Raw genomic sequence first — 25,180 nt, forward strand, 5'->3', positions numbered from 1 at the left:
AGAGACAAACAGGGTACCCCTTATGCCACGTGGAGCTGTTTTTTCACGGTATCAATGGGAATATTTTGTTTTGCTGCACGATAAATGAACTCCACGAGGCTATGTCCTTTTCTCTTGCGCAGGAGATCGAGCCCATCCGAAAAATCACTGTTAGACTCGAACATGCTGTACACATACGCAAGTTGCACCAAGATCCAATACCGTTTCACCGCCCGACGCCCGCGAACGCGGTATCCATCGAGTTTCAGCTGGTCTTTCGCTTGACGGAAAAAACATTCGATCGACCAACGTGCAGCATAGTAGCGCAAGATCTCTTCATCGCTTAGCTCGCGATCGGTGCTCAAGACGCAATGAAGATGTTTCGGCGTCATCGGCTGATCGGCTTTCCATGCGAGCAGCACCACGGCATCCTTGAGACCGTTCAGAGCGCCTTCGTAGCGATACACCCGATAACGCTCTTTTCCCACCGTGACGAGGCGGGTATCCCGTGGCTCCATAGATTTGGCAAATTCTTTTGCTTGAATGGCCGTCCCTTTTGGATAGAGAATCCGATTCGTCTTCAGCATCGCGATGACGTGGAACCCTTTTTTTAAGCAGGCTCCCACGAGGGTTTTCGATGGATACCAAGAGTCCATGAGCACATAAACGGGTCGACTCACATCCAACGAAGAAAGCATCTCGATCGCGAGTTCCCCTTTGCTTTTCCCCACCGTCTTGTCGTAGAGGCGAAAGGCAAAAGGAAACGCTTGGGTCATCGTATGAACCATGAGCCAAACGAGAGAATGTCCCCAGATCGACTTTTTCTCTGCGTGAGAATAGTGCCAATCACACCCTTGAATGGCGTGTGTTGCCCGTGACGAGGGCTTCGTTTTTTGGCAAATCGTATCATCGATCGAAACAAAAATGGGTTGATTCTCTCGTTTCGAGCTGCGTTCGACACGATGAAGCACCCACTGTTGGAGTTTGCGAAGCAGCGTCTCTTCCTCCCATGGGCTTTTCGTGAAAAAATGGCTCAGTGTCGTGCGATGGTTCGGATGAAAACTCCCATGATGTAGATCGGTCAGCGTTCCCGAAAAGCCCTTTGTAATCATCGCATCCACGATATGAACGAGATGCTTCATGACAGGTTTCGAGAAATAAAGGGCCAACCCCAACATCGTCAAAAACTTGTGGATTCCTTGGTGATGTGCTAATCTATTCATGAGACATGAACCTCCTTGTGAATGGTTTGTTGGCACATCTATTCTAACCAAGGAATCGGGTTCATGTCTTCTTTTTTGTTTGGTTGTAAATTTATGTTAGTAAATTTGCTCATCTACAGTAAATTTATAAAAATGGATAAGTAGGATCGTGGGGTTGGGACTCTTCGGGATGCCCCCGGACCGCGCCTGTTGACCAGTCACCCTCGCGTATGAGAACTCACGTTGGGCCATGGGCTGCCTGGAAGCTGCTCCTTCCAGCATGGGGAACCAACGGGAACAGCCTGCGGGTTAGACGTACGAACAGGAGCCGGGGAGACAGACTTCACGAGTAGTCAAGGCTACAGAAGGAAGAAGAGTGTCCCCGATGATCCTCAAGATCATTATCTAGGAACATCGCGAAAAGTCCAACCCCGATGTTTGTGAAATATGTTTGCGACCCACGGGGGAGGGGCGCCCCTCCCCCGTGGGCAAGTCACCCAAGAATATGCGATTGTCAAGGAGCATATCGAACTGGAAATTCGATTTAAAAATCTTTCTAAACATACTATACGAGGAGGAATTATATTGAAGTTATTCTCTAAACAACTTATTATATCATTTTTAGTTTGTTTATTGATGTTATATCTAACGGAACTTTTTACGATAGAGCCTCACGTAACTTCAGGGAACGGAAATCCAGGGCTTCTTATTATTATGTTAGCTGCAATTTCATTTTTGTTCTTTGGGAGGGGGTTATGGAAAATCCTCACTAACATGAGTATCTCAAAGAGAGGTTTGTTGTTTATGAGTATTGGTTCACTCTGTATTTTAAGCATGTCCGCTTTTTTAGAAATTATATATGTTTTAGACTTAATTAAACAACTCGGAGGACCCCCATCTAACATAAATTCTAGAATCTACCGTTTTAGCTGGATAAATCAATATACAAATACTGTTTATGTTAATGCTTATACGTTGTTAATCTTTATTTCAAGTATTCTTTTAATTTATTCCATACAAAAACTGTTTACAAAAACCCGTGGTGCTAGTTGAGCCTCAGCGCTCAACCAGCCCGACCAGGGAATAAGCCAACAAAGATTAATAACTTTCTTTGCGGTTACAGAAGAGTGAGCTTGTTTCTGGTCGAATGATAGTCCATCGAGTAGCCAGCGTAATTGGCGTGGACTAATTTTTAAAGGTTCCGAGTGATGCTCAGAAGGCCAATCAAATGTTCCACGTTCGAGTCAGCAATAATACAACCAAAATCCGTTATGATCCCCACGAATAATTTTCAATTTTATCCATATCTAAACTGCTTTAATTAAGATTTTGAAAGAAATTATGACATGGATATAGGGATAAAACTAGGTGGGAAGAGTTTGACGCTTACTTTTATACATACCTGTTATTTTCATTATAAATTATAACATCTCGTTTTTTCATTATTCTTCATAAAAAGAAAAAAACTTTCGATACTACAAAAAGGGCATCCCTTCGACAGAGGAATACCCTTTTCTCCCTTACTTCACATCATATCCTTGCTCTTCAATCGCTTCTTTTAGTTTTTCTACGCTTACTTTTGTTTCATCATAATCCACATCAACCGTACCTTCTTGCAAATGTACTTCGACGCGGCTGACTCCATCTAACGTTTGAAGTGCATTTGTCACCGCCGCTTTGCAATGTCCGCATGTCATTCCTTGTACTTGTAACGTAATCGTCATCATCCATTCCTCCTTAAATGTTTATATTTTCACGCGTTTCAAACGAAGCGCGTTTGTCACAACGGATACAGAGCTAAATGCCATCGCTGCCCCAGCGATCCATGGTTCCAATAATCCGAGAGCGGCTACAGGAATGCCAACTGTATTATAGAACAAAGCCCAAAACAAATTTTGCCGAATGTTGCGCATCGTTTGCCGGCTCAGTTCAATCGCTTTTGGAATATGCAGTAAATCGCCGCCAACAAGCGTCACATCCGCCGTTTCAATCGCGACATCTGCGCCTGTGCCAATCGCCATCCCAATATCCGCTTTCGCAAGAGCTGGAGCGTCGTTAATTCCATCACCGACCATCGCCACTCGTTTCCCTTGCTTTTGCAATTCCTCGACGATGTTCGCTTTGTCTTCCGGAAGCACTTCCGAATACACATGTTCTATGCCGACTTGTTTGGCGATCGCTTCGGCTGTTCGTTTGTTATCGCCTGTCACCATATATACATCGATGCCCATTTGTTTTAATGTCGCAATCGCTTGCTTTGATGTCTCCTTGATCGTATCAGCAACAGCAATCATTCCAGCAAGCTGTCCGTCGATGGCAACGAGCATGACCGTTTTTCCTTCGTTTTCAAGCTTTATCATGGCTAGTTCATGTTCGGCGATTTCGATCCCTCGTTCGTTCATTAATTTTCGTGTGCCAATGAGTACATGTTTTCCATTCACCGTTGCTTCAATTCCATGTCCAACAAGCGCAGAAAATTGCGTCAACGGCTGCGCGATAATTCCGTTTTCTTTTCCATAAGCCACAATCGCTTGTGCCAATGGATGTTCTGAAGCGCTCTCGGCTGAAACGGCATAGTCAAGCATGTTTTCTTGGAATTGTAACACATCTGTCACTTCCGGTTTTCCTTTTGTCACTGTTCCTGTTTTATCCAGTAATACGGCATTGATTTTATGCGTTCCCTCTAGGTACTCACCTCCTTTAAAGAGAATTCCTTGTTCTGCCCCTTTTCCTGTACCGACCATAATCGATGTCGGCGTGGCAAGACCGAGCGCACAAGGACACGCAATGACAAGAACAGCGATGGCCACTTCAAGCGCTTTTGCCAAATCACCCGGCGCAACAAAGAAGTACCATATAATGAATGCAACGACAGCAATTCCTACAACAATCGGTACGAAAATGCCGGAAATGGTATCCGCCATCCGCTGAATCGGGGCTTTCGACCCTTGCGCCTCTTCAACGATTTTAATGATATTGGCCAGCGCGGTATCTTTTCCGACTTTTTCGGCACGAATGGTCAGTACGCCATTCGTATTCATCGTCGCCCCGATCACATAGTCGCCTTCCTTCTTATCAACTGGAATCGATTCACCAGTAATCATCGATTCATCTACGGAAGATGCCCCGGCGATGACCGTACCGTCTACCGGGATTTTTTCTCCTGGCTTGACAAGAATCGTATCGCCGATCACCACTTCCTCGAGCGGAACCTTTCTTTCCTCCCCATTACGGATGACAGTCGCTTCCTTTGCCTGAAGGCTCAACAGCTTAGAGATCGCTTCGGTTGTTCTCCCTTTCGCAAGATCCTCAAAGTATTTGCCGACAAGCACAAGCGTAATCAAGACGGCACTCGTTTCAAAATATAATCTTGGCATATATTCAGGATTCCCAAGCGTCCGAAAAGCTTCATACAAGCTGTAAAAGTACGCAGCCGATGTTCCAAGCGCTATGAGAACGTCCATGTTTGCGCTTTTATTTCGTAACGCCCGGTACGCCCCGACATAGAAGGGACCGCCGATGTAGAACTGAACCGGTGTAGCTAAAAGAAGCTGGAACCACGGATTCATCAGCAGATGCGGCATCGGCAAGCCTATATCAAACGGCATATGGGCAAGCATCGTATAAAGCAGCGGCAACGATAAGATGATAGAAATCGCGAGTTGCCGTTGTTTTCGTTTCAGCCGCTCTTCTTTCCGGCCAGCATCGTCTTGTTCTTCGTTTCGAATCTGCCCCTTGTACCCAAGCTTTTTGATTTTTTCTAAAATGTCTTCGACAGATGTAACGCCTTCCTTGTATTCGACAACAGCACTGTTTGTCGCCAAGTTTACAGCAGCGCTTGTCACACCTTCCATCCGATTTAACCCTTTTTCAATCCGTGTCGCACATGCCGCACATGTCATTCCTTCAATATCAAGCGTCACTTTTTCTGTCGCAACGCCATACCCCAAATTCTCAATTTTCGTTTCGATATCGGCGATTGTTTGTTTCGATGGATCATATTTAATCGTTGCTTTTTCCATCGCCAAATTGACATTGGCTTCTACTCCATCCATCTTATTTAGTACTTTCTCAATCCGATTGGCACACGCGGCACATGTCATGCCAGTCACCTTCAGTGTCACGGTTCTTTGTTCATCCATCCACCTTTCCCTCCCTTACTTTGAGAATTGCTTAATGACATCCATTAATTCACGAATCGATTCTTCTCCGCTTCCTTCACGGATCGCCTTGGAAACGCAATGACTGACATGGCGTTCGAGTAAATTTAATCCGACTTTATTTAACGCGGCCGTGATTGCAGAAATTTGCACTAAAATATCGATGCAATACCGATTGTCTTCGACCATTTTTTGCACCCCGCGCACTTGTCCTTCAATGCGCTTCAAGCGCTTCATAATGCTTTCGATCTCTTCTTCTGTACGCGGAACCATTTTTTTATCCATATTATGATCTTCGCAATGGTTCATCAAATATCACCTCTTCAATTACATTATACCGGTAATGGGTATATAAAGCAACGAAAGTGTTGACAACATTATTATCGTCAACGTTTTCCCATGATCTATTCACTTTTGGTAGATTTTTTATGAAACAAAAATTCTATCACTTCAGTTTGTCGAGAGGGTACGAAATGTAAATTATAAAAACTTTACTCGTGGTGCTAGTTGACCGCTAGCGCTCAACTAGCACCACAGGTCAATTATAATATAGGCATGTACATACGACGAGTCACACGCAAAAACAAAGATGGAACGATCATGGCCTATCTCCAGCCTGCTCACAACGAATTGGAACCCGAAGTCCAAATATGCGAAAGCGAAGGTGATGGATTCGTTCGGGCACGAAGACGAGGTGGATCGCGCTGTCTTGGGGCGTTTGGCCAAAAGTTGCGATTCCTTTCCCCTGACTCATGAATCATATCCGAAAGTAAGAGAAGAGTGTGAGCGTCTCATGCTTGGACATTTTTCTTCCAAAAACAGAGACTTTTCTCAACGAATCGAACTGACGGACAAACAGACTCAACTCTTTGCGGCTCTAGGGCTGAAACTTCCTCCGAAGATTCTATGCATCCATCCTCGCACCTAGATACACGCCCGAAGTATGCCCAAATGCCTCTCGTCCCTTTTGTATCAACGGATGAGAGACATTTGGTTTGCCTAGTCACTGTCGAACTCAGGCATGACAATCAAAACAAAAAGAAAACCACCTCTTTTATAAGGTGGTCTTTGGTTCACGCCGGATATATTTTTCTTTCAGGTTCAAAGCTTTCACAAAAGTTTCAACTGATCTCGTCACAGTAGCAGGTCCGATTGTCCTTTGTGTTCTTCTAAATGTTTGAAGATCTCTTGCACCATATACTCCAATGCTTGCTTCTGGTGTTTTAGAACGAATGTATTTGTAGGCTATTTTAGCCTCTTTTGTTGACGGTAATTCCAGAATAACCGACTTATCATCCGCAGCAGAAATAATATAAACTTTGCTCATTTTTCATTTCCCCCACTTATTACGTGAATTATACCCGACTGATACCTAACTTTACCCATTTTAATATTGGTCAACGTCATCAATATCTTCATCGTTTTCATCTAAATATTTGTTTGAAAATGCTTGTTCATAAATATAGTCTACATATGACTTAATTGCAACTTCATCGCTATTAGGAAATCTTGGAACACTTTCAAGCCACTTACTCAAATCCAACGCATATTGATTTAATTCCTGAATCCGTGATGGTTGGAAATCAACTTTGATTTTGGTGTTAGTTCTATGGATATATGATCCATACATCCCTTTTTTTGATGATTCCCTGCACCACTTTCATGTTTGAAAACGAGATAAATCCTCTTTTATGGAGATACAAACCAAAAAAGAGACAAAAAAAGTACAGGGGGGAGTGATGGATATGAGTACCCGAACATCTGTTTGTTATCTTGCCTCTTTCCATTTTTGATACACATTCAGTAGGAGTATACTGTACCCACTCCTTCGCGTCAGTTTCATCCAGATCTGTCGTGATCGGCGGACGAGTCGACCTGCCATCGTGATCACCGTCTGAATGATCGTCTTGATGCGGCGGCGTTTCACTTTATGATGTAATGGATGTCTCGGATCGCTTAATAGATCTTGTCCAATCAGGCGAAGAAGGTTGTACACGAATGCTCCCATGACTAACACGAGCGCATTCGTTTTCATCTTCCCTGATGGAAGTCGCTCTAAATCTAAGTCGCTTTTCAGTTCGCTATGAAACTGTTCGCATGTCGCATGATCGTGATACAATGCGAGCACATCACTCATTCGAACATGCTCGTATCCTTCGAGGCGCACCCAGTAGCTTTCGACTTCGTAATCAGGAACGAGCATCAGCTGTCCATTTCGTTCCATCGTTCGTTCCGTCACTTGGGTGACTTGAACGTACGTATACGTGTGTCCATCGATTGCTGCTGTCTGTGGAAGGCATAACTCATACGTTTGTACTCCTTCTGTTTGTCCATCATCGACGCGTCTGCCCTTTTGCGAAGCGATCTGGAACCAAAGCGCTTTCGATTCTCGGCGTAAGTTTCGCTTGATGACAAAGTCCACGTCTTCCTTTAGACATACGTGCACATTCGCTTCCGCATCGTTCCCTGCATCCATGCGGACAAGCAGACGAGACGAGGTCAGCGGACGAGCTCGACGGATGGCGGTAGTTAAAAACGAAGGCATGTTGTCTTGTACATGTTGTTTCCCTGGACGCAGCTCGGCATGAACGATATACCCTTCCTTCCCTGCGTACGCAAACAACGGCGTAAAACCGTCAAATCCTTTATACGTTCGACTCACTCCTTCTTTTTTCGTATCGGAGTTATCAAATGGGGAAGCATCTATATCAAGGGGAAGCCATGTCGTTTTCCCTTTCGTCCAACAAGCGGACAAGGTAGCGTGTTGTCGAACCAACAGACGCATCGATTCCTCCCAAATGATGGTTTCGGTCATCGGGAGACAAGCGAGCTGATCGAGACGCTGTCGCAACGTTGGGGAGGAAGGTACGTGCCGAATGCCCATTGATGTCGAAAAGATATCGTCCTGACGATACGCTTCGATATGATCAAAATCCGTTTTTCCTGTGGCAAGCAAGCCGATCATCGAGCGAATGACGTCGCTATGGGAAATGTGCACATCTCGACGAACCGTTGGGAGCCGAAGTGCGTTTACTCGTTTATCCAGCTTCGTTTGGTGCAGTAAGTAGCCCACGAGAGCAAGCCCAGCACTTGGAGTAATCGCTTCATCTGTCAATACAAACCGAATCGGGAAATCTTTCATCACATTCACCTACTTGATGAAGAGTCGTCAACGTCGTTTTCCCTTATCGTATCAACGGTTTGCGACCATTGTAAAGATGTTTTGTCACGGATTCAGGTTAATTGATCATTATCCATTTTGTATATTTGTTCACTACCGTCGCATAAATGATGTCTGAATTTTCAGTTTTATTTTTTCTGGACTTTAGAGAAAAAACGAAAACACCTAAGCGAGGGTAGTATACATCCATTTTTTTACTATAACCTATGACTTGTGCAACAACGACTGGCAAACCTTTATGGGACGCTGTTTCCTTCGATTTTTCGTAACCAAATGTGAGCGGATTTCCACAAAGAAGCCTTCAAATAGCGACTAATTTGTAAGTAACTGCGTTCGCTATTCGTGTTCAACTGAGCTAAAACATTCAGACAGTACACTATCATGGCTACGTACACTTGATTATGTACAGCTTGTTCACTGTGACCAAAAAACTTTTTAATGTTCAGATGTTGTTTCATCCATTTGAAAAAAAGTTCGATTGCCCAACGTGATTGGTAGATTTCTGCAATTTCATCTGCGTCAATGTCAAACCGATTTGTCAGTAAATGAAGCTCATTTCCTTTTGTATCTTGCAATTTGAGTAAGCGAAACACGTTTTCAGAACGATTTTGTGGTGTTCCAATGACAACCATTTCATCAGAGAATACGGGTGAATCTTCTGGTAACGAAAAGGATTCTAACACTCGGACAACAGCGTTTTTACGCAAACGGGTCACAAAGAAATAGCCATCTTCCGTCATTTGATCAAAGCGCCTATAATCCAAGTAACCACGATCAAACACGTACATGCATTCTTTGTCATCCACGAATACTTCTAGTTGACCACGATCATGTTCGTTGGCATTCGTGAGTACGGCTTTATCTGGATAGGAGAGTCCTTTTTCCATAAAAACAAGTCGTAAGTGAAGCTTTACTCCTGATTTTGTCTTTCGAAACTCTGCCCACTTATGATTGGTCAAATTAAGCGGTAATGTACTCGAATCAATGATTTTCAAAGGCGTTGTCACTTTTCTTCTTGTTTGGAAATTGGTTTTCCGATGAATTTGTGCCACTAAATCGAGAAAAATCGTTTGAAAGAACTCAGTTGGGATGGTATTGATTCGTCTCCCTAACTGTGAAAAACTAATCGATTCCAATCCCGTTGCTCGTTGTAATTCTTCTAAAAAGACAGCGTCACTCAACGCCCGTAAACTCTCGGTTTCATGGAGTTGGGCATACAAAAGCAGTTTCATAAATGAAGCCATATAAAGTTTCTTGGTATAGTGATTTAATTGATGTGTTTTCACTAGGTCGTCAAATAATGGACGATTAATCGGTGAAAACCATTGTTCAAATGATGTTTTTCGTGTAAACTTATCCATGGTTTTGTCCTTTGTATTGGATTTGGATGGTTTACTACCACCCAACCATTATAAAGGATTTTTTTGTGTTTGGATTATATTTCAGAAAATTCTGTTTATTTAAAGGTGTTAAATTATTTTAATGCGACACTAGTGATATTTGTTCATGTAAATATTCATTCAATAATGCATGTGTTCTTGTCCAAAATTGAATTTCAATAGGGAAAACATAATTATTTGGTCTTATATAAACGTGAATAGCTTTATACCCATCATCATAAGTTTTCCCTAATGTTTGATCAACAATGTTGCATGCATCTTGTCCATACGGACAACATGTTACAAATTCATGAACTATCTGTTTCAACTCTGCAGTCTCTGCTTTAATAATAAATCGTATTCCTAAAATGTCGTTTGCAATTTTGTAGAGCTGTTTTGTCAATTGATTACGTTCTAATTTCAGCTTTATTGATACAGGATCCTTCTGAACCTCCCGATGGCTAAAGCCACGGGGTTCTTGTGTACAAAAGGGTTTCTCGTACACCTGTGTGTAGAACTCACCCTTGTTCCACAAGACTTTCATGGGCAAACACCTTACTGGTGCTTATCGCCCTGTGCGCCCGGTTCAAGACGCTTTTTATCATTTAAATTCCCATACTACTTACGACACATGAATGAAGACGAAGTCGTTTGATTTCTTCATCATGCAGTCGAATAAATTGATCCCATCTCTCTAAACATTTTTGTCTATCTATTTCTTTTCGATTGTCTTTCACATTCATGATTAAAAATGCGCTGTATAAATCTCGTTGCACTCTATGTCCGTCTACTTCGTGCCATCGTTGGGAAAGTGTTTTCTTGTTGTACTCATCGTTTTGGTGGTCGTATTGACTTGCCTTGACGCGAAATGTGTCGATGTACTGAAGGGAATAGCCTTCATATTGCAGTTTTTGATTCAGTATGTTTAAAAACAAACTTGGTGCACGATTCGCAATACTTTTTCCAAATCGTTTTTTCTTTTTGTATTTTCCGTTGGCATCGACTTTTGTTTCTTTTGCCTTTGCTTGAAGTGCTCTGAAATTCATTTTTTCTACTTGGATATGATGACCTAATGCGATGATCCAATTGGCAAGCCGTTGATGATCTTGTTTCCGTTTATCTGCTATTTTTCTTTGTAATTCTGCTAACTGATTTCTCGTTTTGAGATAATTTTTACTCCAAACCCATTTTTCCTTGTTGTCTTTTTTTATTGTCCCATCTTCATTGTATTTGTGCGGATTATTCGCCCGTCTTTGACGATCCAATTTTCGTCGAAGAACTCGCTTTTGCTTTTCTATGTTTTCGATGCTCGGCGCAAGAATGAGCAACTTGACATTATTCATCGAGCAAATAGCGACGGTTTGTGTTCCTATGTCGATACCAACATCGCCTCGCCCTATTGGATGTTTTATTTCTCCTGTTTGGCGGTTTATTTTCTTTGGTGGCACACCTCCAAGAGTGAGTTGAAGAAAATACTTGATTTTTCCTCTAATTCGTCTACGGACGATGCGACAATATTTTATACGGTCTTGTAGAGCCAGATGTGCATATATGTCGTTTGGGTGAATTATAACAGGAATAGATAAACCATTCCAAAGCAAATGTTTGTTTTTGAAACGGATGCCTGTGCTATTTGTTTTTCCTTCTAATGAATCCATATCGTTGTATTTCTTAAAAGACACTTTTTTTGCATTACCAAAGATGAGTTTTTCCATTGCTATCCATGCTCTCGTAGCGATTTTTTGTGCGGTGTGTGAGTCGATGTGTTTCTTGAAATGGTGTTGCATTGGCTTAACAAAATCGTGCATAGCGTATTCATTGATTCCGTACTGACGATATAACTCATTTAGCAAGTTGTTTCTTTCTTTTGATTTTGGTTGTTGGGCTAGATGACGATACTGCTTATCATGTTGTAATTTTTTATGCCGTTTCAGCAATTCGCCCAAACAAGCGTTGTATATTTTTCTGCCAATTTCAAAACGTTTCTCTAATATGTGCACCTGCCATAGTTCTGTTTTGAGTTTCAACGTCAGCACGTAACTTTTGGTTTTTGTTTTCGCCAACGACACCACTTCCTTTATACGTTCTTTTGGTTTTCGATGTATTGTTTAACCGCTTCTTCTGAAATATGGCCGACAGTACAACAAAAATAACTTCGTGTCCATAGCGACGGTAGTCTGCTTTTTAACGAAGGATATTTCTCCCTTAATATTCGACTGCTTTTCCTTTTAAACGCTTGTATAATTTTGTGCAAATGTTGACGAGGGTCAAAAGAAATGAACAAATGAACATGATCAGGCATAATTTCCATTGCTTTGATTTGTACATCATGTTCTTTGGCAACTTCTTCAAAAATTCTTTTTAAATCTCGTTCAATATCTCCAACTAACACTTTTCTACGGTATTTTGGACAAAACACAATATGATATTGATTGAGATAAACAATCCCTTTTTTATCGGTGTATTTTTCGTTTTCCAAAAACAATCACCTCTATACTAAATATACCATAAACAATAGATAAAATAAACACATCTAATAAATTTATCAAAAAAAAATACGCAATTCATCCCCGTGTCTAAAGACAGGGGCTTTCTTGCGCTTCCCCCGTAAAGTCAATTTCAGGAATATGTTTAATTAATTCAACGATTTTATCTGGATATTCTGCTGTATTTAAATAATACTCTTCTACCTTATTTTTTAGTTCCTCAAAAAGTTCTTCGTCAAAACCTTTGTATCTGCGAGAAGTCTTGATTTCCGGCCCATGTTCAATAATTTTTTCTATAATTCCCCAAATTCCTTCATACGGCAACATAAAATTTCCCCTGCCAGATAAAAAATCTTAACTACTAATAGCATAACGTGATTAACGTATGTTGTAAATTATCATTACAGGGAGAGAGTCCTTTTTGCATCTTTTTTGCTCATCCCCCTTCTGTTCAAGGAACCCTCCCCTTGAAACATATGGAAGAGGATTTAGCGCCCTCCCACAAACATTTTACTCATACTCTTTTTATATTTTCCCTTTCGATGCTAGTTTTGTCCAGCTTGCACCGTTATTTTGTAACTATTCACTCCGATAGTAGTATGTAAAGAAGCGCAACACAAATAGGGCATCCCCGTAATAGAAAATGCCCTAAGTGGTAGAAAGAACGCGATCAAGCGTGTCACCCGTCAACAGAAGACATAACGAATCCCACACGTTTTTTTCGTGTTTCGTCAGTGTGGAAACGATGCTTCTTGTGATACAAAAAGACTGGGCGAATGTTTCTACGCGAAACGTACCCGAAATGTTCTCTTTGACTTTAACCATGCGAAGATCGCGTTCGGCTTGGTTGTTGTCAAAGGGAACATGTACTTCACGTAAGAAACGCAACGCTTCTTCCTTTCGTTTCTGAAGCCGTCGAACAAAAGCGAGTGCTTTTTTCGGAAGAGGTGTCATCGTTTCCAATCGATGTTGTGCTCTTTCTAGGATGCGATCATACACTCGTTCCCACCGTCTCGCTTCTTCTTCGGAAAGTGCACCGTGATGGGCTTCGACGGCTTGCTTGGCGGCTAACAGAAACGTGGTCATGCGCATCGCCCACGTATGCCCTTGTTCGATGAATCCTTTTAACTCACGCAAATGGTGGGCATGACAAAGGGCATGGGTGGCATGTGTGTATTTCGGATACGTACCGAACCCATCGTGCATCATCGTCCCTTTGTATTGTGGAAGAATCCCGATCTCATCCGTTGCTTTCTTTCCACGAGAAGCGTGAGAAGCCAAGTATGTATATCTCGATGTACACGCGACATGCACCCATGCGAGTTTCCCATTGATGCGCAAACTCGTTTCATCGACATGCAGGATGTTGGATTCAAGTAAGGCGTCTTCGATGATGTCCATATTTGATTCCAGCGCTTCGCGTCCTCGTTTCACCATATTGGCAAGGGTTCCTGTACTAATCGAGTGTTGATATAACGCTTCGATTGTATCACTTAAACGCTTGTACGGGATCAATTGGATATGATGTAAATAAACAACGAGCGCAGTAAGGCGTGGACCGTATTGCACATGATTCGTGACATGGGATGGGAATTCGGCTTGTTGCACGCATCGACAATGCGGACACGATTTCACTTCACGTTCATGTTGTGTCACCTCGATCGCCACAGGAGGGACATCAAACACTTGACGGATATCGACTTTGAACGGTTTGACGTCACGCAAAGAAACCCCACATCCTTGACACGTATGCACACGGTGGACGACACGATGATGTGGATGTTCCACTTGACGGAGCGTCGTTCCTTGATGTCCTTCTTGTCCGCCTGGCTTGTTGCCAGATGGTTGACGAGAAGAACGTGTGTTGGCAAAACGGTCAGAAGATGGGGGCAAATGGCTATTGGAGCTGTTTTTTTTCGTGCGTGCTTCCAGCTCTTGAACACGGTACTTCAGTTGTTCATTTTCTTTGCGTAGCTGTTTGTTTTCTTTCAACAGTTGCTCAATGACTTGTTGTTGGTGAGTAATGAGCTGCTTTTGTTGTTGGACTTTGCTGATTAAGCTTTCAACTGTAAATACAGCTTGTTGTACCGTCAACATGCGATTCACCTCCTTGTCTATCAATATTCACATCATAGACAGGAAAAGCAAAAAATATTCAGCTCACTTTATGATGTGGCTGAATAGTTACGTTATTTTTCGTCATGAAAATATCCCCGTTCATCGTCGCAATTACTATTTCGTTGTCATTTGCTGGATTAAAAGTGATATACATGATATGATCTTTTTCATCCAATGCAGGAACGGAAAGAACTTCTTCTTGTTTTGTGTCTAGTGATTGTTTGATGAGGATCGGCTTATCGTTCTCTACAGCTGCAAATACAATGGATTTTTCTTGGAACGCAAACGTCGTCGTATTGATTTTTCGCGTGAACCGTTCAAACGTATTCCCATTATCTCTTGAAACAAAAATTCCTTCCGATGTACTAATTCCAACCATATTTTCATCCGTTGGGTGGGCAGCAATCGTTCCCGCTGCTGTTTGCGGCAAGCCGTTCAATTGACTTGGCGACCACGTTTTGCCGTCGTCTTTACTGTAAAATACCCCTTGTCCGAGCGTTTTGTTTTCTTCTTGGTTCACCACATAAATGGTATGGCTTTTATAGCCAACGGTCATATAATGAAAATCAGATTCTTTATAAAATCCTAAATTCATCAATGTTTGTCCATTATCAAAACTTTTCACAAGACCAAGTGGATTTCCTAAAGATGAACCTTCTTCCGGATGCCCTGATGAGTAAAAGCCGTCGTCTGTAGCTGAAAAGCCCATATAATCGTGTTTATTCGAAATCGTTTCATACCACTTATTATTTTGGTAAACAAGTAAACCTTCATGTGTAGCAAAGTAAATCGCATTTTGGTTGCCTGCATAACCAATTCCATGTAAATGTTCGAACTTTCCTTCTTTCTTTTCTTTAAAGAAAGGATTATTTGTAACAGATGTGTTGGATTTTGCTTGTTCTTTGCTCGTAATAAAGGACTGTTCTTTTTCATTGGATGATGAACAAGCGCTTAGAAGAAGAATGGATGATGTAATGATGATCGCTTTCGTCATTTTTGTCATGATTGATTCTCCTTTGTATAAACGTAGATTTTGTATATGCAAGATGTAATGGGGCGTTTACGTCTTGTTCTGAACAACTTTTTTCCAAGTAAAGATAAATAAAAAAACAGCAAAAACAGTCGATATCACTTTCCCTTGCCATGTCCAATTCATCACTTGATACACCGAATATGCCTCTAACAAAAGTGCTGGCAGCTTTCCGAGCGAGCTGGCGGCTGTAAAAAGGAGAAGCGATATGCGCCCAATAGCGGCAACGAACGTGACAATTCCTGATGGAACAAATGGCAGAAGACGCAACGATAAAACGAGCAAAAACGCTTCTTTTCCTTCTGCCGCAAGCAAACGTTTGACTTTCGGATAGGAAAACCATTTCGTTTCCGAAAGTTTCCGAAAACCTTTTCGATACAACAGAAACGATACAATCGCGCCAACCGCTTCCCCTACAAACGATAAAAAGGTGCCTTTCCAAAAACCGAATACCGCCAAGTTAGCCGCAGTAAGAAAGACGCTCGGGACAACGCCTAAAATACTGATCCCGATATTAATGGCAATGCTGATGAGAAAAGCGATCGATGGATACGTATGAAATAAAGCAATTACTTGCTCTTCCATTTATATCCTACACCCCAAACGGTCTGCAAACATTCATCGATCGGAAAACCGGCTTGGCGGAGCTTTTCGCGAATATTTTTCACATGTGAATCGACAGTTCGTTCTTCCGTATTGGCGTTATATCCCCATAATGTCACGATGATCTGTTCTCGGCTAAATACTTGGTTTGGATGTGTGAGAAAAAGACCTAAAATGGCAAACTCTTTTGGTGTGAGAAAAATATCGTGCCCATCGTATTGAACTTTATGCTGCGCTTCATCCCAAACTAAGCCGTTAAACTCGAGTTTCGTTTGTTTTCCGACCGAACGGCGCAATACCGCCTCAATCCGAGCGAGCAATTCGGATTCGTCAAACGGTTTTGTAATATAATCATCCGCGCCAATTTTTAGTCCTTGCACAACATCTGTCGTTGCATCCCGTGCAGTAACCATAATGATCGGAACGTTTGAAAACTCCCGTATTTGTTTGCACGTTTCCCATCCGTCCATCTCTGGCATCATTACATCCAGCAACACAAGGTCCGCTTTATTATTTTCTAAATAGCGGATCGCCGCTACTCCCGACTCGCATGTCACACAACGGTACCCGTTCGGGATCAAATACAACTCTAGTAAATCCAACATTCGTTTTTCGTCATCCACTAGTAATATCGTGTACATGTTCATCTCCCTTCGGTAACGTAATAATCATCGTCGTCCCTTTTCTACAGTGGCTTGTTGCATAAACCAAACCGCCGTGCGCTTCGACAATTTCTTTCACAATCGCCAGACCTAACCCTGTGCCCCCGCCTGTTCGCGACCGTGATTTATCGACTCGGTAAAATCGTTCAAAAATATGCGGCAAATCTGCTTCAGGAATTCCTATTCCTTCATCTGAAATAGCGATCATCACATTATTTTTCTCCATTCTCCCATCAATGGAAACGGTAGAGCCTTGATGCGAATATTTTAACGCATTGTCTAAAAGGTTGATCATCACTTGTTCAAAACGCTGTCGATCAATATGGACAGTAATGTCTTCATCACAGCGGTAGACAAGCGACATATTTTTCGCCTGAAACGCGGGATACATTTTCACGTATACTTTTTTTAAAAAAAGGCAAAGCGGAGTTGGCTCTTTCTCGATTTGAAACGAATGTTGATCCATTTTCGCAAGCTCAAACAAGTCTTTCACTAATTTTTGCATATGCTCTGCTTCCTCATAAATAATGGACAAATATTTTGCTCGTTCTTCCTCGGCGATGTTCGGTCTGCGCGCAATGTCGGCATATCCTTTCACATAAGTAAGCGGAGTGCGCAACTCGTGTGAAATACTCGCTAAAAATTCATTTCGTTCTTTCTTTAAATATTCCAAATCGGTCGCAAGGGTTTGAATCGCTTTTCCGAGCTGTGCTAACTCATCTTCTCCTTTTACTTGCACACGAACTGAAAAGTCCCCCTTGCTTAGTTTCTCAGTCGCTTGTTTCATTCGAACGAGCGGAATCGTAATCACCCTCGATAAGAAAAAAATCGTCAAAATCGTCAAAAAGACAGAAAGAATGCCGACAACGAGAAAATGGTGTTTTAATTTGGCAATCATGTTTTGAATGGAAGCCGTCCGCTGAAACATATAGACATGTCCTTTTGTTTTGCCGTCCATCCGAATCGGGCTGGCGGTGGCGATATACGATTCATTTTTCCAGTTGCTTTGCACGACCATTCCGCTATGTGGAATGTGGCGGACATCCACAGACGGAATAAGTTTTTTCGCAAACGGCAAAATATGATCAGAAAAATACAACACATTCCCTTTCGCATCGGTAATGACGACATCCGTTTCCGCTTCCGACTCCATCATGACGACATGTTCTAACGTGGAAGGGTGATAGCTTTTTTCCAATACATCCCGGTGATTGTTTCCTCTTGCCAGCAACTGCTCAAATTCTTCATTAATCCTCGCGTTCACAAGTGTCACGTATAACGACGCAAATAATACCGTTTCGATTCCTAGTACAAAGACAAAAAACAATAGCCCTAACTTAAACGAAAGTTTTCGCACAAAAATTCCTTCCTTACTGGCGTTTTTCTTCATTATAGCAAAAAAAATATGGAGAAAATGTGGAGGAACGACATGCGCTTGTGGAGTTGAGACAGCGGACTGCACGATATCTAACCCGATCAACAAAAAAGTAACCAGCTTCTTCCGTTAGTTTTTAGGGAAGTGGTTACTTCTTTCGGTTTATTTTATATAGTGATAATCAATGTCCACATTCCAATGATGCCTATTCCTTAAGTAACTGATTTAGCTTCTTATCGAACGTATATACCTGGTACCCCTTCACTTTATTATAGGCGTATAAAAGAGTATCAACAAAGTCTAGCCGTCTTTCTCTAAAGAGAATGAGCGCCTCTTCTAATATTTCCATATCATCCACGTCGATATTATCGTACTTAAACAGCTCTAAAAGAGTATCACATATCTCGTCATTTTTTACTCTGTACACTTTTTCAAGAACATAAACAACTTCAACTACTATCTCATTCGGCAATAACACCTTGTTATTTTCAATAATCATTGCTGCTTTCGCTGACAAATCATCATGATCATTAAGCAAATATCTTAGAACAATGTTTGCATCAACGATTTTCATATTGATCCACCACGTTTTTAGACCAAGCATCGCTTTCTTGATTTTGCAAAACCTCATTTTTGTACTTTGATAGAGCTCCCCTCAAGCTCTTTTTTTTCCCTTGTTCTATATCTTCTTGATCTGTATAAGGAAGGATAATAATCTCTACTTTCCTATTCTTTAATCCTTCAGGTATATCTATAAACTTTTCCAAATCATTACTGTGTTTTATTACTCGTACAAAATCCATGCTTTTTCACTCCTTTCAATTAAGGCGGGGCTTATTAAACATATTATACCATTTCACTATGTACGATAACATAAAAATTCGCTTTAATTCTGACAATTCCCCCTACTTCTAAGAACCTTCTCCTCACACCAATATCCTCTCCTTGCTCTTTTTCATCCGATCATTTTTATGACGCCATCCACGTTCTTTTGAATGCGGCGGCCGCCTTCATCGTATTGGTACGCCACAAACGGCGTGCTTTCGCCTTTTCGGGTGATAGCGACAAGCTTATACATTCATTCATACGCATAGAAAGGAGTTTCGCGTGGCGAAGACGTGTGAAGTCTTAGGCGTTTCAAGAAGTGGATACTATGCATGGGTCAAACGACCAGAAAGTCAACAAAAGAAAAGACAGGAAGCATTGAAAAAGCAAATCAAAACGATTCATATCGAGTCAAGAGAAACGTATGGCAGTCCAAAATCTTGACATAATACCAAAGATATACAAAAACAGTTTAACGAAGCGATCAGCAAATATGTATAAATCGCCCACGACAAAGGTGGGCGATTCGTTTTATTCCTCACCCCAAATATCTTGCAACGTCCATGCCTCAACAGAAAGCACCGTCAAAATTCCACCCTCTGCGAACAATTTAATCCCTTGACTCGTTTCAGATGGATAAATCCTCCCTGTCATGACAAGCCGGCCGCCGTTGACAAATAGTTCAACAGAAGAACGGTCAATAAAGACATGGAACGTGACGACGTCTTCTTGCTTATCCAATACGGCACGGCGAATGCCGCCCTCTCCTTTTCCGGACCGGTTTCGGTCAAACGTCACGATCGAGTCTTTCACATCATAGCGGAAGATCGTTTCTTCACTTCCATCACTCGAACAGCGCACTTTGACACCAAATGCATTCCCACGAAAATCGGTTAACGAAAAGCGGACGAGCAACTCTAAACGGTCGTCTTTCACAGGTAACGTATATGTACCTTCTCGAATTGAAATCGATTCCATCCGCACGTGACCTTCGCGTAGTAACTGCAATTCCGGCACCGGCTTCATCAACAGTTTCTCATCATCCGCTAATTCCAAAAGACGAGGGATCGTCAACGCCCCTGCCCAACCATGTGCTTGCGTCGGCATAAAAGACTCCCACATATCCATCCAGCCGAACAAAATGCGTCGTCCTTTTTCATCTTCGAACGTTTGAGCGGCATAAAAATCAAATCCTTTATCCAACTCTTCAAACGCTCCGTGCGCTAGTTTTCCTGTTTCATAATCAAGCGTTCCGACAACGTAGCCCGTTTGATGGAGATTTTGAAAACGATCACCATCTGGTTCGATTCCTTGTGGGGAAAACAGCAATATATCTTTTCCATTCAAATGAAAGACGTCCGGGCACTCCCACATATATCCTAAGCTACCATCGCTCTGTGCAAGGATGTTGACATATTCCCATTGACGCAGATCTTTCGACTTATATAAAACGACTTTTCCGTTATTCCCCTCTCTTGTCCCAAGCACCATATACCAGTCGTCGCCACGCTTCCACACTTTCGGATCGCGAATATGCCCTTGGCAGTCAAATGGTGGCTCGGAAAGCACAGGATTGGACGCGTCTTTTTCAAAATGGATGCCATCTTTGCTTGTTGCAATACATTGATGTTGTTTCAGTTCCGTTTGTTCCTCATTTAGCCAAACGTTTCCTGTGTAAATGAGTGTCAGGACACCATTATTATTGACTGCGCTTCCAGAGAAACAACCGCCTTCGTCGTACCACTCACTCGGTGCAAGCGCAATCGGTGCACGCTCCCAATGTACGAGGTCTTTACTTTTCACATGCCCCCAATGCATCGGCCCCCACTTTGGACTGTCGGGATGGAACTGATAAAATAGTAACTATTCACTCCGATAGTAGTATGTAAAGAAGCGCAACACAAATAGGGCATCCCCGTAATAGAAAATGCCCTAAGTGGTAGAAAGAACGCGATCAAGCGTGTCACCCGTCAACAGAAGACATAACGAATCCCACACGTTTTTTTCGTGTTTCGTCAGTGTGGAAACGATGCTTCTTGTGATACAAAAAGACTGGGCGAATGTTTCTACGCGAAACGTACCCGAAATGTTCTCTTTGACTTTAACCATGCGAAGATCGCGTTCGGCTTGGTTGTTGTCAAAGGGAACATGTACTTCACGTAAGAAACGCAACGCTTCTTCCTTTCGTTTCTGAAGCCGTCGAACAAAAGCGAGTGCTTTTTTCGGAAGAGGTGTCATCGTTTCCAATCGATGTTGTGCTCTTTCTAGGATGCGATCATACACTCGTTCCCACCGTCTCGCTTCTTCTTCGGAAAGTGCACCGTGATGGGCTTCGACGGCTTGCTTGGCGGCTAACAGAAACGTGGTCATGCGCATCGCCCACGTATGCCCTTGTTCGATGAATCCTTTTAACTCACGCAAATGGTGGGCATGACAAAGGGCATGGGTGGCATGTGTGTATTTCGGATACGTACCGAACCCATCGTGCATCATCGTCCCTTTGTATTGTGGAAGAATCCCGATCTCATCCGTTGCTTTCTTTCCACGAGAAGCGTGAGAAGCCAAGTATGTATATCTCGATGTACACGCGACATGCACCCATGCGAGTTTCCCATTGATGCGCAAACTCGTTTCATCGACATGCAGGATGTTGGATTCAAGTAAGGCGTCTTCGATGATGTCCATATTTGATTCCAGCGCTTCGCGTCCTCGTTTCACCATATTGGCAAGGGTTCCTGTACTAATCGAGTGTTGATATAACGCTTCGATTGTATCACTTAAACGCTTGTACGGGATCAATTGGATATGATGTAAATAAACAACGAGCGCAGTAAGGCGTGGACCGTATTGCACATGATTCGTGACATGGGATGGGAATTCGGCTTGTTGCACGCATCGACAATGCGGACACGATTTCACTTCACGTTCATGTTGTGTCACCTCGATCGCCACAGGAGGGACATCAAACACTTGACGGATATCGACTTTGAACGGTTTGACGTCACGCAAAGAAACCCCACATCCTTGACACGTATGCACACGGTGGACGACACGATGATGTGGATGTTCCACTTGACGGAGCGTCGTTCCTTGATGTCCTTCTTGTCCGCCTGGCTTGTTGCCAGATGGTTGACGAGAAGAACGTGTGTTGGCAAAACGGTCAGAAGATGGGGGCAAATGGCTATTGGAGCTGTTTTTTTTCGTGCGTGCTTCCAGCTCTTGAACACGGTACTTCAGTTGTTCATTTTCTTTGCGTAGCTGTTTGTTTTCTTTCAACAGTTGCTCAATGACTTGTTGTTGGTGAGTAATGAGCTGCTTTTGTTGTTGGACTTTGCTGATTAAGCTTTCAACTGTAAATACAGCTTGTTGTACCGTCAACATGCGATTCACCTCCTTGTCTATCAATATTCACATCATGGACAGGAAAAGCAAAAAATATTCAGCTCACTTTATGATGTGGCTGAATAGTTACATAAAATACATGGTACTCTCCATTCCATTGAATCAATCCGTTTGGATCATTCATCCAGTTTACCGGCGTCATAATATGGTATGCTAAGCGATACGTGCTGTCCATTTTTTCTTTTGCACGCTGTACTCTTGTTTCTGCTTCGTTTATAAGTTTCGTATGTTTAGACATACATGAGCCCCTTTCCATATTTCACTTCATATTCTCCAACAAAACGCGAAAAAAATTTTTTATTCAAACACAATTCCATTTCGTTTCATCCATTGTTCTGTATGGTGCACCGCGATACCAGAAAAACTTTTTGTTCGGGCGTAATGTTTTTGGACAATAGCAAGTTGCTCGTTCATGTATGCCTCATCTTCTTCAAAAAAGGAAACGTCATCTCCTTCACCGACTTGTCCTGTTTCTACGCCGACGACAACTTGTTTTCCGTATTTTTTAGCTAATCGCATTTCTTTTTCCACAATGTTAATGATCGCATCAGCCCGATCGCGATAAGCCATGATCGTTACGCCATCCACATGAGCAATAACCCATTCCGCGAGCGTTTTATCCCTATGTTTTACTTCGTCAAACCAAAATGGGATATCCACCTCGAACCGCAACGATCGCTCATTCGCTAGTTGACGGGCGCGCTGTAAAACAGATTGGTACGAGACGATCGCCTTCTCGCGATTCGTACGCCACCATACGTGCAAGTACGGTTCAACGTCTAAATGTACGCCGCTAAACTTTTCATTTGGCTGAGCGTCATTTTCATATTGATCTAGCCGTTGAAATAGGCGCTCCAACGCTTCTTCATGTTCAATCCAATTTGGGGCTCCATCGAGCGCATAAACTCGAATGCCCTTCTCATTTGCACGACGAATAAATTGCCGGTACGCATCTATTGGAACTTCTTTGTCAATTTGCACATATACGTCGCTTATTCGCTTGTTTTCTAAAAACGAAAGGACGCGGTCTTCATCTTGAATGAATAACCATGGATTCCAAAGCCACGTCGCCCGCACTGTTTCATTTCCTTGCGCTAACAAATAACCGCCCCCCACGATCGCTGTGAAAACGATAATAATTGTCACAAATGTTTTCATATACTCTTCACGAAACTTACGCAAGGAAGCCCCTGCCTTTAGGCACGGGGAGGAATTGCACCTTACGCAAGTTCCGCCACCCCCTTTCCATAAGCATATCCGTCAAATCGCTGAATGACTTGGACATATCTATAATTTATTCCTTGTGCGATACGTTTACCGTCCTTGCCTTTAATATCGAAACTTCCAGTCTTTCTACATGCGACTTCGCCAAACCAAACGCCTTGATATTTCCCTCTTGGGATAACAGCCTTAACCATGTCCCCTGTTTGGAAGCCAAAGAAGAACTTTTGTCTTGCAAGATAACCTCTTGGGAAGCCATATCTATCTAGGTTTGTGCGTGAACGACTACCACGCCCCTTTGCTCTAATGAATAACACTTCTTTTGTTTTGAAATATAAGTGATTTGGTGTGCTTTCTCCCACGCAACAAGCGTCAAAATAGTGTGTTTTCGGCAAGTCTAAACGAATACGATTCATTTTCGTTCGTGCACCTGTTCCACACTCTACTTCGCATCCGCTTTGTTTTAACACTTCATACACTTTCCACCTTGTCGAGTTGACAGCACTTGCATCTTTTAATGATTCTTTGACTTGCTTTTGAATGTGCGGATACCCGAATTCTTCTGCTGTCTTACTTCCTTTGCGCTGATTACAGTCATGACAGGCAAGACATAGGTTATCCACTCGGTCTGTTCCACCTCTCGATTTTGGAATGATATGCTCCACTTCAAGTGGAACATTTTCTTTTCCGCAATAACAACACTTCCGCCCAAACTTTTCAAGCAAATACTCCCGTACTTCATATCCTTGTAGCGTGCCTTGTTGATACTCAATGCCGCTGATTTCAGGATTTCGCATGAGTTGCGTGTCGAATTTGGCATTTTCGTATGATATATACCCAATGGGGCATAACTTCTTTAGGCGGTTAACCCATGTTTGGATATTTTGCACACGACTCTCTAGTGATGGCGGCAACCACCCGTCTTTTCTCCTACGATTAAGAAAACGTGGTTTTCTGTATCGAGTTTTTCGATTTCGTCTTGCTCGACGGAAAGCACGCCTTTTATCCATTCTTTCCTTGATGTCTGTGCGATGGTCAAGTTGCCCTAACCATACCACTTCTTGTCCTCGCAAAATCGCAAGTCCTGTGTGTTTGCTTCCGTGATCGATTTTGAGCCGATACGGTGTTTTCGGTCGAAAATTATCGACAATTTCTTTTAAAATAATCGTAAATGGATAGCGTTTGTAGATCGCTGCTTTTCCTTGTTTCAACAGCTTTCTCGCAACTGCTTCGTGACAAGGAGCAAGCGGACGTTTGTTTGTGTCTAACACAAAAACCATAGGGTTCTCCCCTTTCCTCTGCATAAAGCAGGTCATATTCTCCTCGACCATGTTATAGATGCTTGTTATGTGCAAGACACTAGCGCTACCCACCACGCTTGTTTAACCTTGCACGACAGAGGAACGGGCTGGAGAAGCACCCCACCGTGTCATGACATCTATAACGTAGGCTCTGTTTCAAACCTTGGTCTGGTCAACATGGGGCTTACAAGCCCATGACTTTAGTCATTGGGTTGTTGACTCCCATCGTGCGTTATTTTTATTGTACTACGTCTTT

Annotated in this window: 23 protein-coding genes and 6 pseudogenes; 3 read left to right on the forward strand and 26 right to left on the reverse strand. The window is 42.5% G+C overall.

Annotation, left to right across the window (positions count from 1 at the left end; translation table 11 throughout):
- Positions 1-20: 20 nt before the first annotated feature.
- Entirely contained in the window at positions 21-1,202 is a 1,182-nt protein-coding gene (locus tag NST18_RS07865; RefSeq protein ID WP_088223189.1) for an IS701 family transposase, read from the reverse strand.
- Positions 1,203-1,766: 564 nt separating this feature from the next.
- On the opposite strand from NST18_RS07865, the gene NST18_RS07870 reads away from it, so the two are divergent.
- Positions 1,767-2,234 carry a hypothetical protein gene (locus NST18_RS07870; protein ID WP_004890085.1) on the forward strand — a complete coding sequence of 156 codons (468 nt, stop codon included), beginning with the start codon at positions 1,767-1,769 and terminating at the stop codon, positions 2,232-2,234.
- Here the strand turns inward: NST18_RS07870 and NST18_RS15185 are convergent.
- The 4 genes and pseudogenes from NST18_RS15185 to NST18_RS07885 all read right to left on the reverse strand — a co-directional run.
- Positions 2,189-2,413 (reverse strand): annotated as a pseudogene (locus tag NST18_RS15185) (hypothetical protein); the annotation flags it as partial. The gene NST18_RS07870 and the pseudogene NST18_RS15185 sit on opposite strands and share 46 nt — an antisense overlap.
- Positions 2,414-2,701: 288 nt before the next feature.
- Positions 2,702-2,905 carry a copper chaperone CopZ gene (copZ, locus tag NST18_RS07875; RefSeq protein ID WP_035019187.1) on the reverse strand — a complete coding sequence of 68 codons (204 nt, stop codon included), beginning with the start codon at positions 2,903-2,905 and terminating at the stop codon, positions 2,702-2,704.
- Between the two features lie 21 nt (positions 2,906-2,926).
- Positions 2,927-5,323 carry a heavy metal translocating P-type ATPase gene (locus NST18_RS07880; protein ID WP_004890082.1) on the reverse strand — a complete coding sequence of 799 codons (2,397 nt, stop codon included), beginning with the start codon at positions 5,321-5,323 and terminating at the stop codon, positions 2,927-2,929.
- Positions 5,324-5,338: 15 nt separating this feature from the next.
- A complete protein-coding gene (locus NST18_RS07885) occupies positions 5,339-5,650 on the reverse strand; it encodes a metal-sensing transcriptional repressor (protein WP_004890079.1) in 312 nt (103 codons plus the stop codon).
- A 246-nt stretch (positions 5,651-5,896) separates the two neighbouring features.
- On the opposite strand from NST18_RS07885, the pseudogene NST18_RS15190 reads away from it, so the two are divergent.
- Positions 5,897-6,083: pseudogene (locus NST18_RS15190) on the forward strand (IS1634 family transposase); the annotation flags it as partial.
- Between the two features lie 312 nt (positions 6,084-6,395).
- On the opposite strand, the gene NST18_RS07890 reads toward NST18_RS15190, so the two are convergent.
- The 16 genes and pseudogenes from NST18_RS07890 to NST18_RS07965 form a co-directional block, all read right to left on the reverse strand.
- Positions 6,396-6,668, reverse strand: a complete 273-nt coding sequence (locus NST18_RS07890; protein ID WP_021095624.1) for a hypothetical protein — start codon at positions 6,666-6,668, stop codon at positions 6,396-6,398.
- Between the two features lie 60 nt (positions 6,669-6,728).
- The gene (locus NST18_RS07895; protein ID WP_340721326.1) at positions 6,729-6,971 is read right to left on the reverse strand and encodes a hypothetical protein; all 243 of its coding nucleotides are present in this window, start codon (positions 6,969-6,971) and stop codon (positions 6,729-6,731) included.
- A gap of 138 nt (positions 6,972-7,109) precedes the next feature.
- Positions 7,110-8,483 (reverse strand): IS1380 family transposase, encoded by a 1,374-nt coding sequence (locus NST18_RS07900; RefSeq protein WP_088223305.1) that lies wholly within the window; start codon positions 8,481-8,483, stop codon positions 7,110-7,112.
- Positions 8,484-8,758: 275 nt separating this feature from the next.
- The gene (locus tag NST18_RS07905) at positions 8,759-9,883 is read right to left on the reverse strand and encodes an IS4 family transposase (protein ID WP_064214406.1); all 1,125 of its coding nucleotides are present in this window, start codon (positions 9,881-9,883) and stop codon (positions 8,759-8,761) included.
- A 118-nt stretch (positions 9,884-10,001) separates the two neighbouring features.
- Positions 10,002-10,445 carry a hypothetical protein gene (locus NST18_RS07910; protein WP_004890076.1) on the reverse strand — a complete coding sequence of 148 codons (444 nt, stop codon included), beginning with the start codon at positions 10,443-10,445 and terminating at the stop codon, positions 10,002-10,004.
- A gap of 61 nt (positions 10,446-10,506) precedes the next feature.
- Positions 10,507-11,970: a transposase gene (locus NST18_RS07915; RefSeq protein WP_338122463.1), complete on the reverse strand. Its 1,464-nt coding sequence runs from the start codon at positions 11,968-11,970 to the stop codon at positions 10,507-10,509.
- A gap of 8 nt (positions 11,971-11,978) precedes the next feature.
- Positions 11,979-12,380 carry an IS200/IS605 family transposase gene (gene tnpA / locus NST18_RS07920; RefSeq protein ID WP_004890072.1) on the reverse strand — a complete coding sequence of 134 codons (402 nt, stop codon included), beginning with the start codon at positions 12,378-12,380 and terminating at the stop codon, positions 11,979-11,981.
- 97 nt (positions 12,381-12,477) lie between these two features.
- Positions 12,478-12,714: a hypothetical protein gene (locus NST18_RS07925; protein WP_004890070.1), complete on the reverse strand. Its 237-nt coding sequence runs from the start codon at positions 12,712-12,714 to the stop codon at positions 12,478-12,480.
- 321 nt (positions 12,715-13,035) lie between these two features.
- The gene (tnpC, locus tag NST18_RS07930) at positions 13,036-14,484 is read right to left on the reverse strand and encodes an IS66 family transposase (RefSeq protein ID WP_088223283.1); all 1,449 of its coding nucleotides are present in this window, start codon (positions 14,482-14,484) and stop codon (positions 13,036-13,038) included.
- Positions 14,485-14,542: 58 nt separating this feature from the next.
- The gene (locus NST18_RS07935) at positions 14,543-15,508 is read right to left on the reverse strand and encodes a F510_1955 family glycosylhydrolase (RefSeq protein ID WP_340721328.1); all 966 of its coding nucleotides are present in this window, start codon (positions 15,506-15,508) and stop codon (positions 14,543-14,545) included.
- Positions 15,509-15,565: 57 nt separating this feature from the next.
- Positions 15,566-16,120 (reverse strand): TVP38/TMEM64 family protein, encoded by a 555-nt coding sequence (locus tag NST18_RS07940; protein WP_004890066.1) that lies wholly within the window; start codon positions 16,118-16,120, stop codon positions 15,566-15,568.
- Positions 16,105-16,779 carry a response regulator transcription factor gene (locus tag NST18_RS07945; RefSeq protein WP_035018615.1) on the reverse strand — a complete coding sequence of 225 codons (675 nt, stop codon included), beginning with the start codon at positions 16,777-16,779 and terminating at the stop codon, positions 16,105-16,107. The genes NST18_RS07940 and NST18_RS07945 overlap by 16 nt, the downstream gene beginning before the upstream one ends.
- Positions 16,754-18,157 (reverse strand): sensor histidine kinase, encoded by a 1,404-nt coding sequence (locus NST18_RS07950; RefSeq protein WP_004890063.1) that lies wholly within the window; start codon positions 18,155-18,157, stop codon positions 16,754-16,756. The genes NST18_RS07945 and NST18_RS07950 overlap by 26 nt, the downstream gene beginning before the upstream one ends.
- Positions 18,158-18,380: 223 nt before the next feature.
- Positions 18,381-18,749, reverse strand: a complete 369-nt coding sequence (locus NST18_RS07955) for a PIN domain-containing protein (RefSeq protein WP_035018613.1) — start codon at positions 18,747-18,749, stop codon at positions 18,381-18,383.
- Complete coding sequence (locus tag NST18_RS07960; RefSeq protein ID WP_004890056.1) at positions 18,736-18,978, reverse strand: hypothetical protein; 243 nt, start codon at positions 18,976-18,978, stop codon at positions 18,736-18,738. The genes NST18_RS07955 and NST18_RS07960 overlap by 14 nt, the downstream gene beginning before the upstream one ends.
- A gap of 167 nt (positions 18,979-19,145) precedes the next feature.
- Positions 19,146-19,247 (reverse strand): annotated as a pseudogene (locus NST18_RS07965) (RHS repeat-associated core domain-containing protein); the annotation flags it as partial.
- Here NST18_RS07965 and NST18_RS07970 point away from each other — a divergent pair.
- A pseudogene (locus NST18_RS07970) lies at positions 19,247-19,438 on the forward strand (IS3 family transposase); the annotation flags it as partial. The pseudogenes NST18_RS07965 and NST18_RS07970 overlap by 1 nt on opposite strands.
- 93 nt (positions 19,439-19,531) lie before the next feature.
- Here the strand turns inward: NST18_RS07970 and NST18_RS07975 are convergent.
- The 5 genes and pseudogenes from NST18_RS07975 to iscB all read right to left on the reverse strand — a co-directional run.
- Positions 19,532-20,848, reverse strand: a pseudogene (locus NST18_RS07975) (glycoside hydrolase family 32 protein); the annotation flags it as partial.
- An 84-nt stretch (positions 20,849-20,932) separates the two neighbouring features.
- Entirely contained in the window at positions 20,933-22,381 is a 1,449-nt protein-coding gene (gene tnpC / locus NST18_RS07980) for an IS66 family transposase (protein ID WP_088223283.1), read from the reverse strand.
- Positions 22,382-22,472: 91 nt separating this feature from the next.
- Positions 22,473-22,640: pseudogene (locus NST18_RS07985) on the reverse strand (glycoside hydrolase family 32 protein); the annotation flags it as partial.
- Between the two features lie 59 nt (positions 22,641-22,699).
- On the reverse strand, positions 22,700-23,560 hold the full coding sequence (locus NST18_RS07990; RefSeq protein ID WP_004890040.1) for a hypothetical protein: 861 nt from the start codon (positions 23,558-23,560) through the stop codon (positions 22,700-22,702).
- Between the two features lie 62 nt (positions 23,561-23,622).
- Positions 23,623-24,903 carry an RNA-guided endonuclease IscB gene (iscB, locus tag NST18_RS07995; protein WP_340721627.1) on the reverse strand — a complete coding sequence of 427 codons (1,281 nt, stop codon included), beginning with the start codon at positions 24,901-24,903 and terminating at the stop codon, positions 23,623-23,625.
- Between the last annotated feature and the right edge of the window lie 277 nt (positions 24,904-25,180).

It is taken from the genome of Anoxybacillus sp. FSL W8-0104 (genome assembly GCF_038004465.1).
Classification (GTDB): Bacteria; Bacillota; Bacilli; order Bacillales; family Anoxybacillaceae; genus Anoxybacillus; species Anoxybacillus flavithermus_G.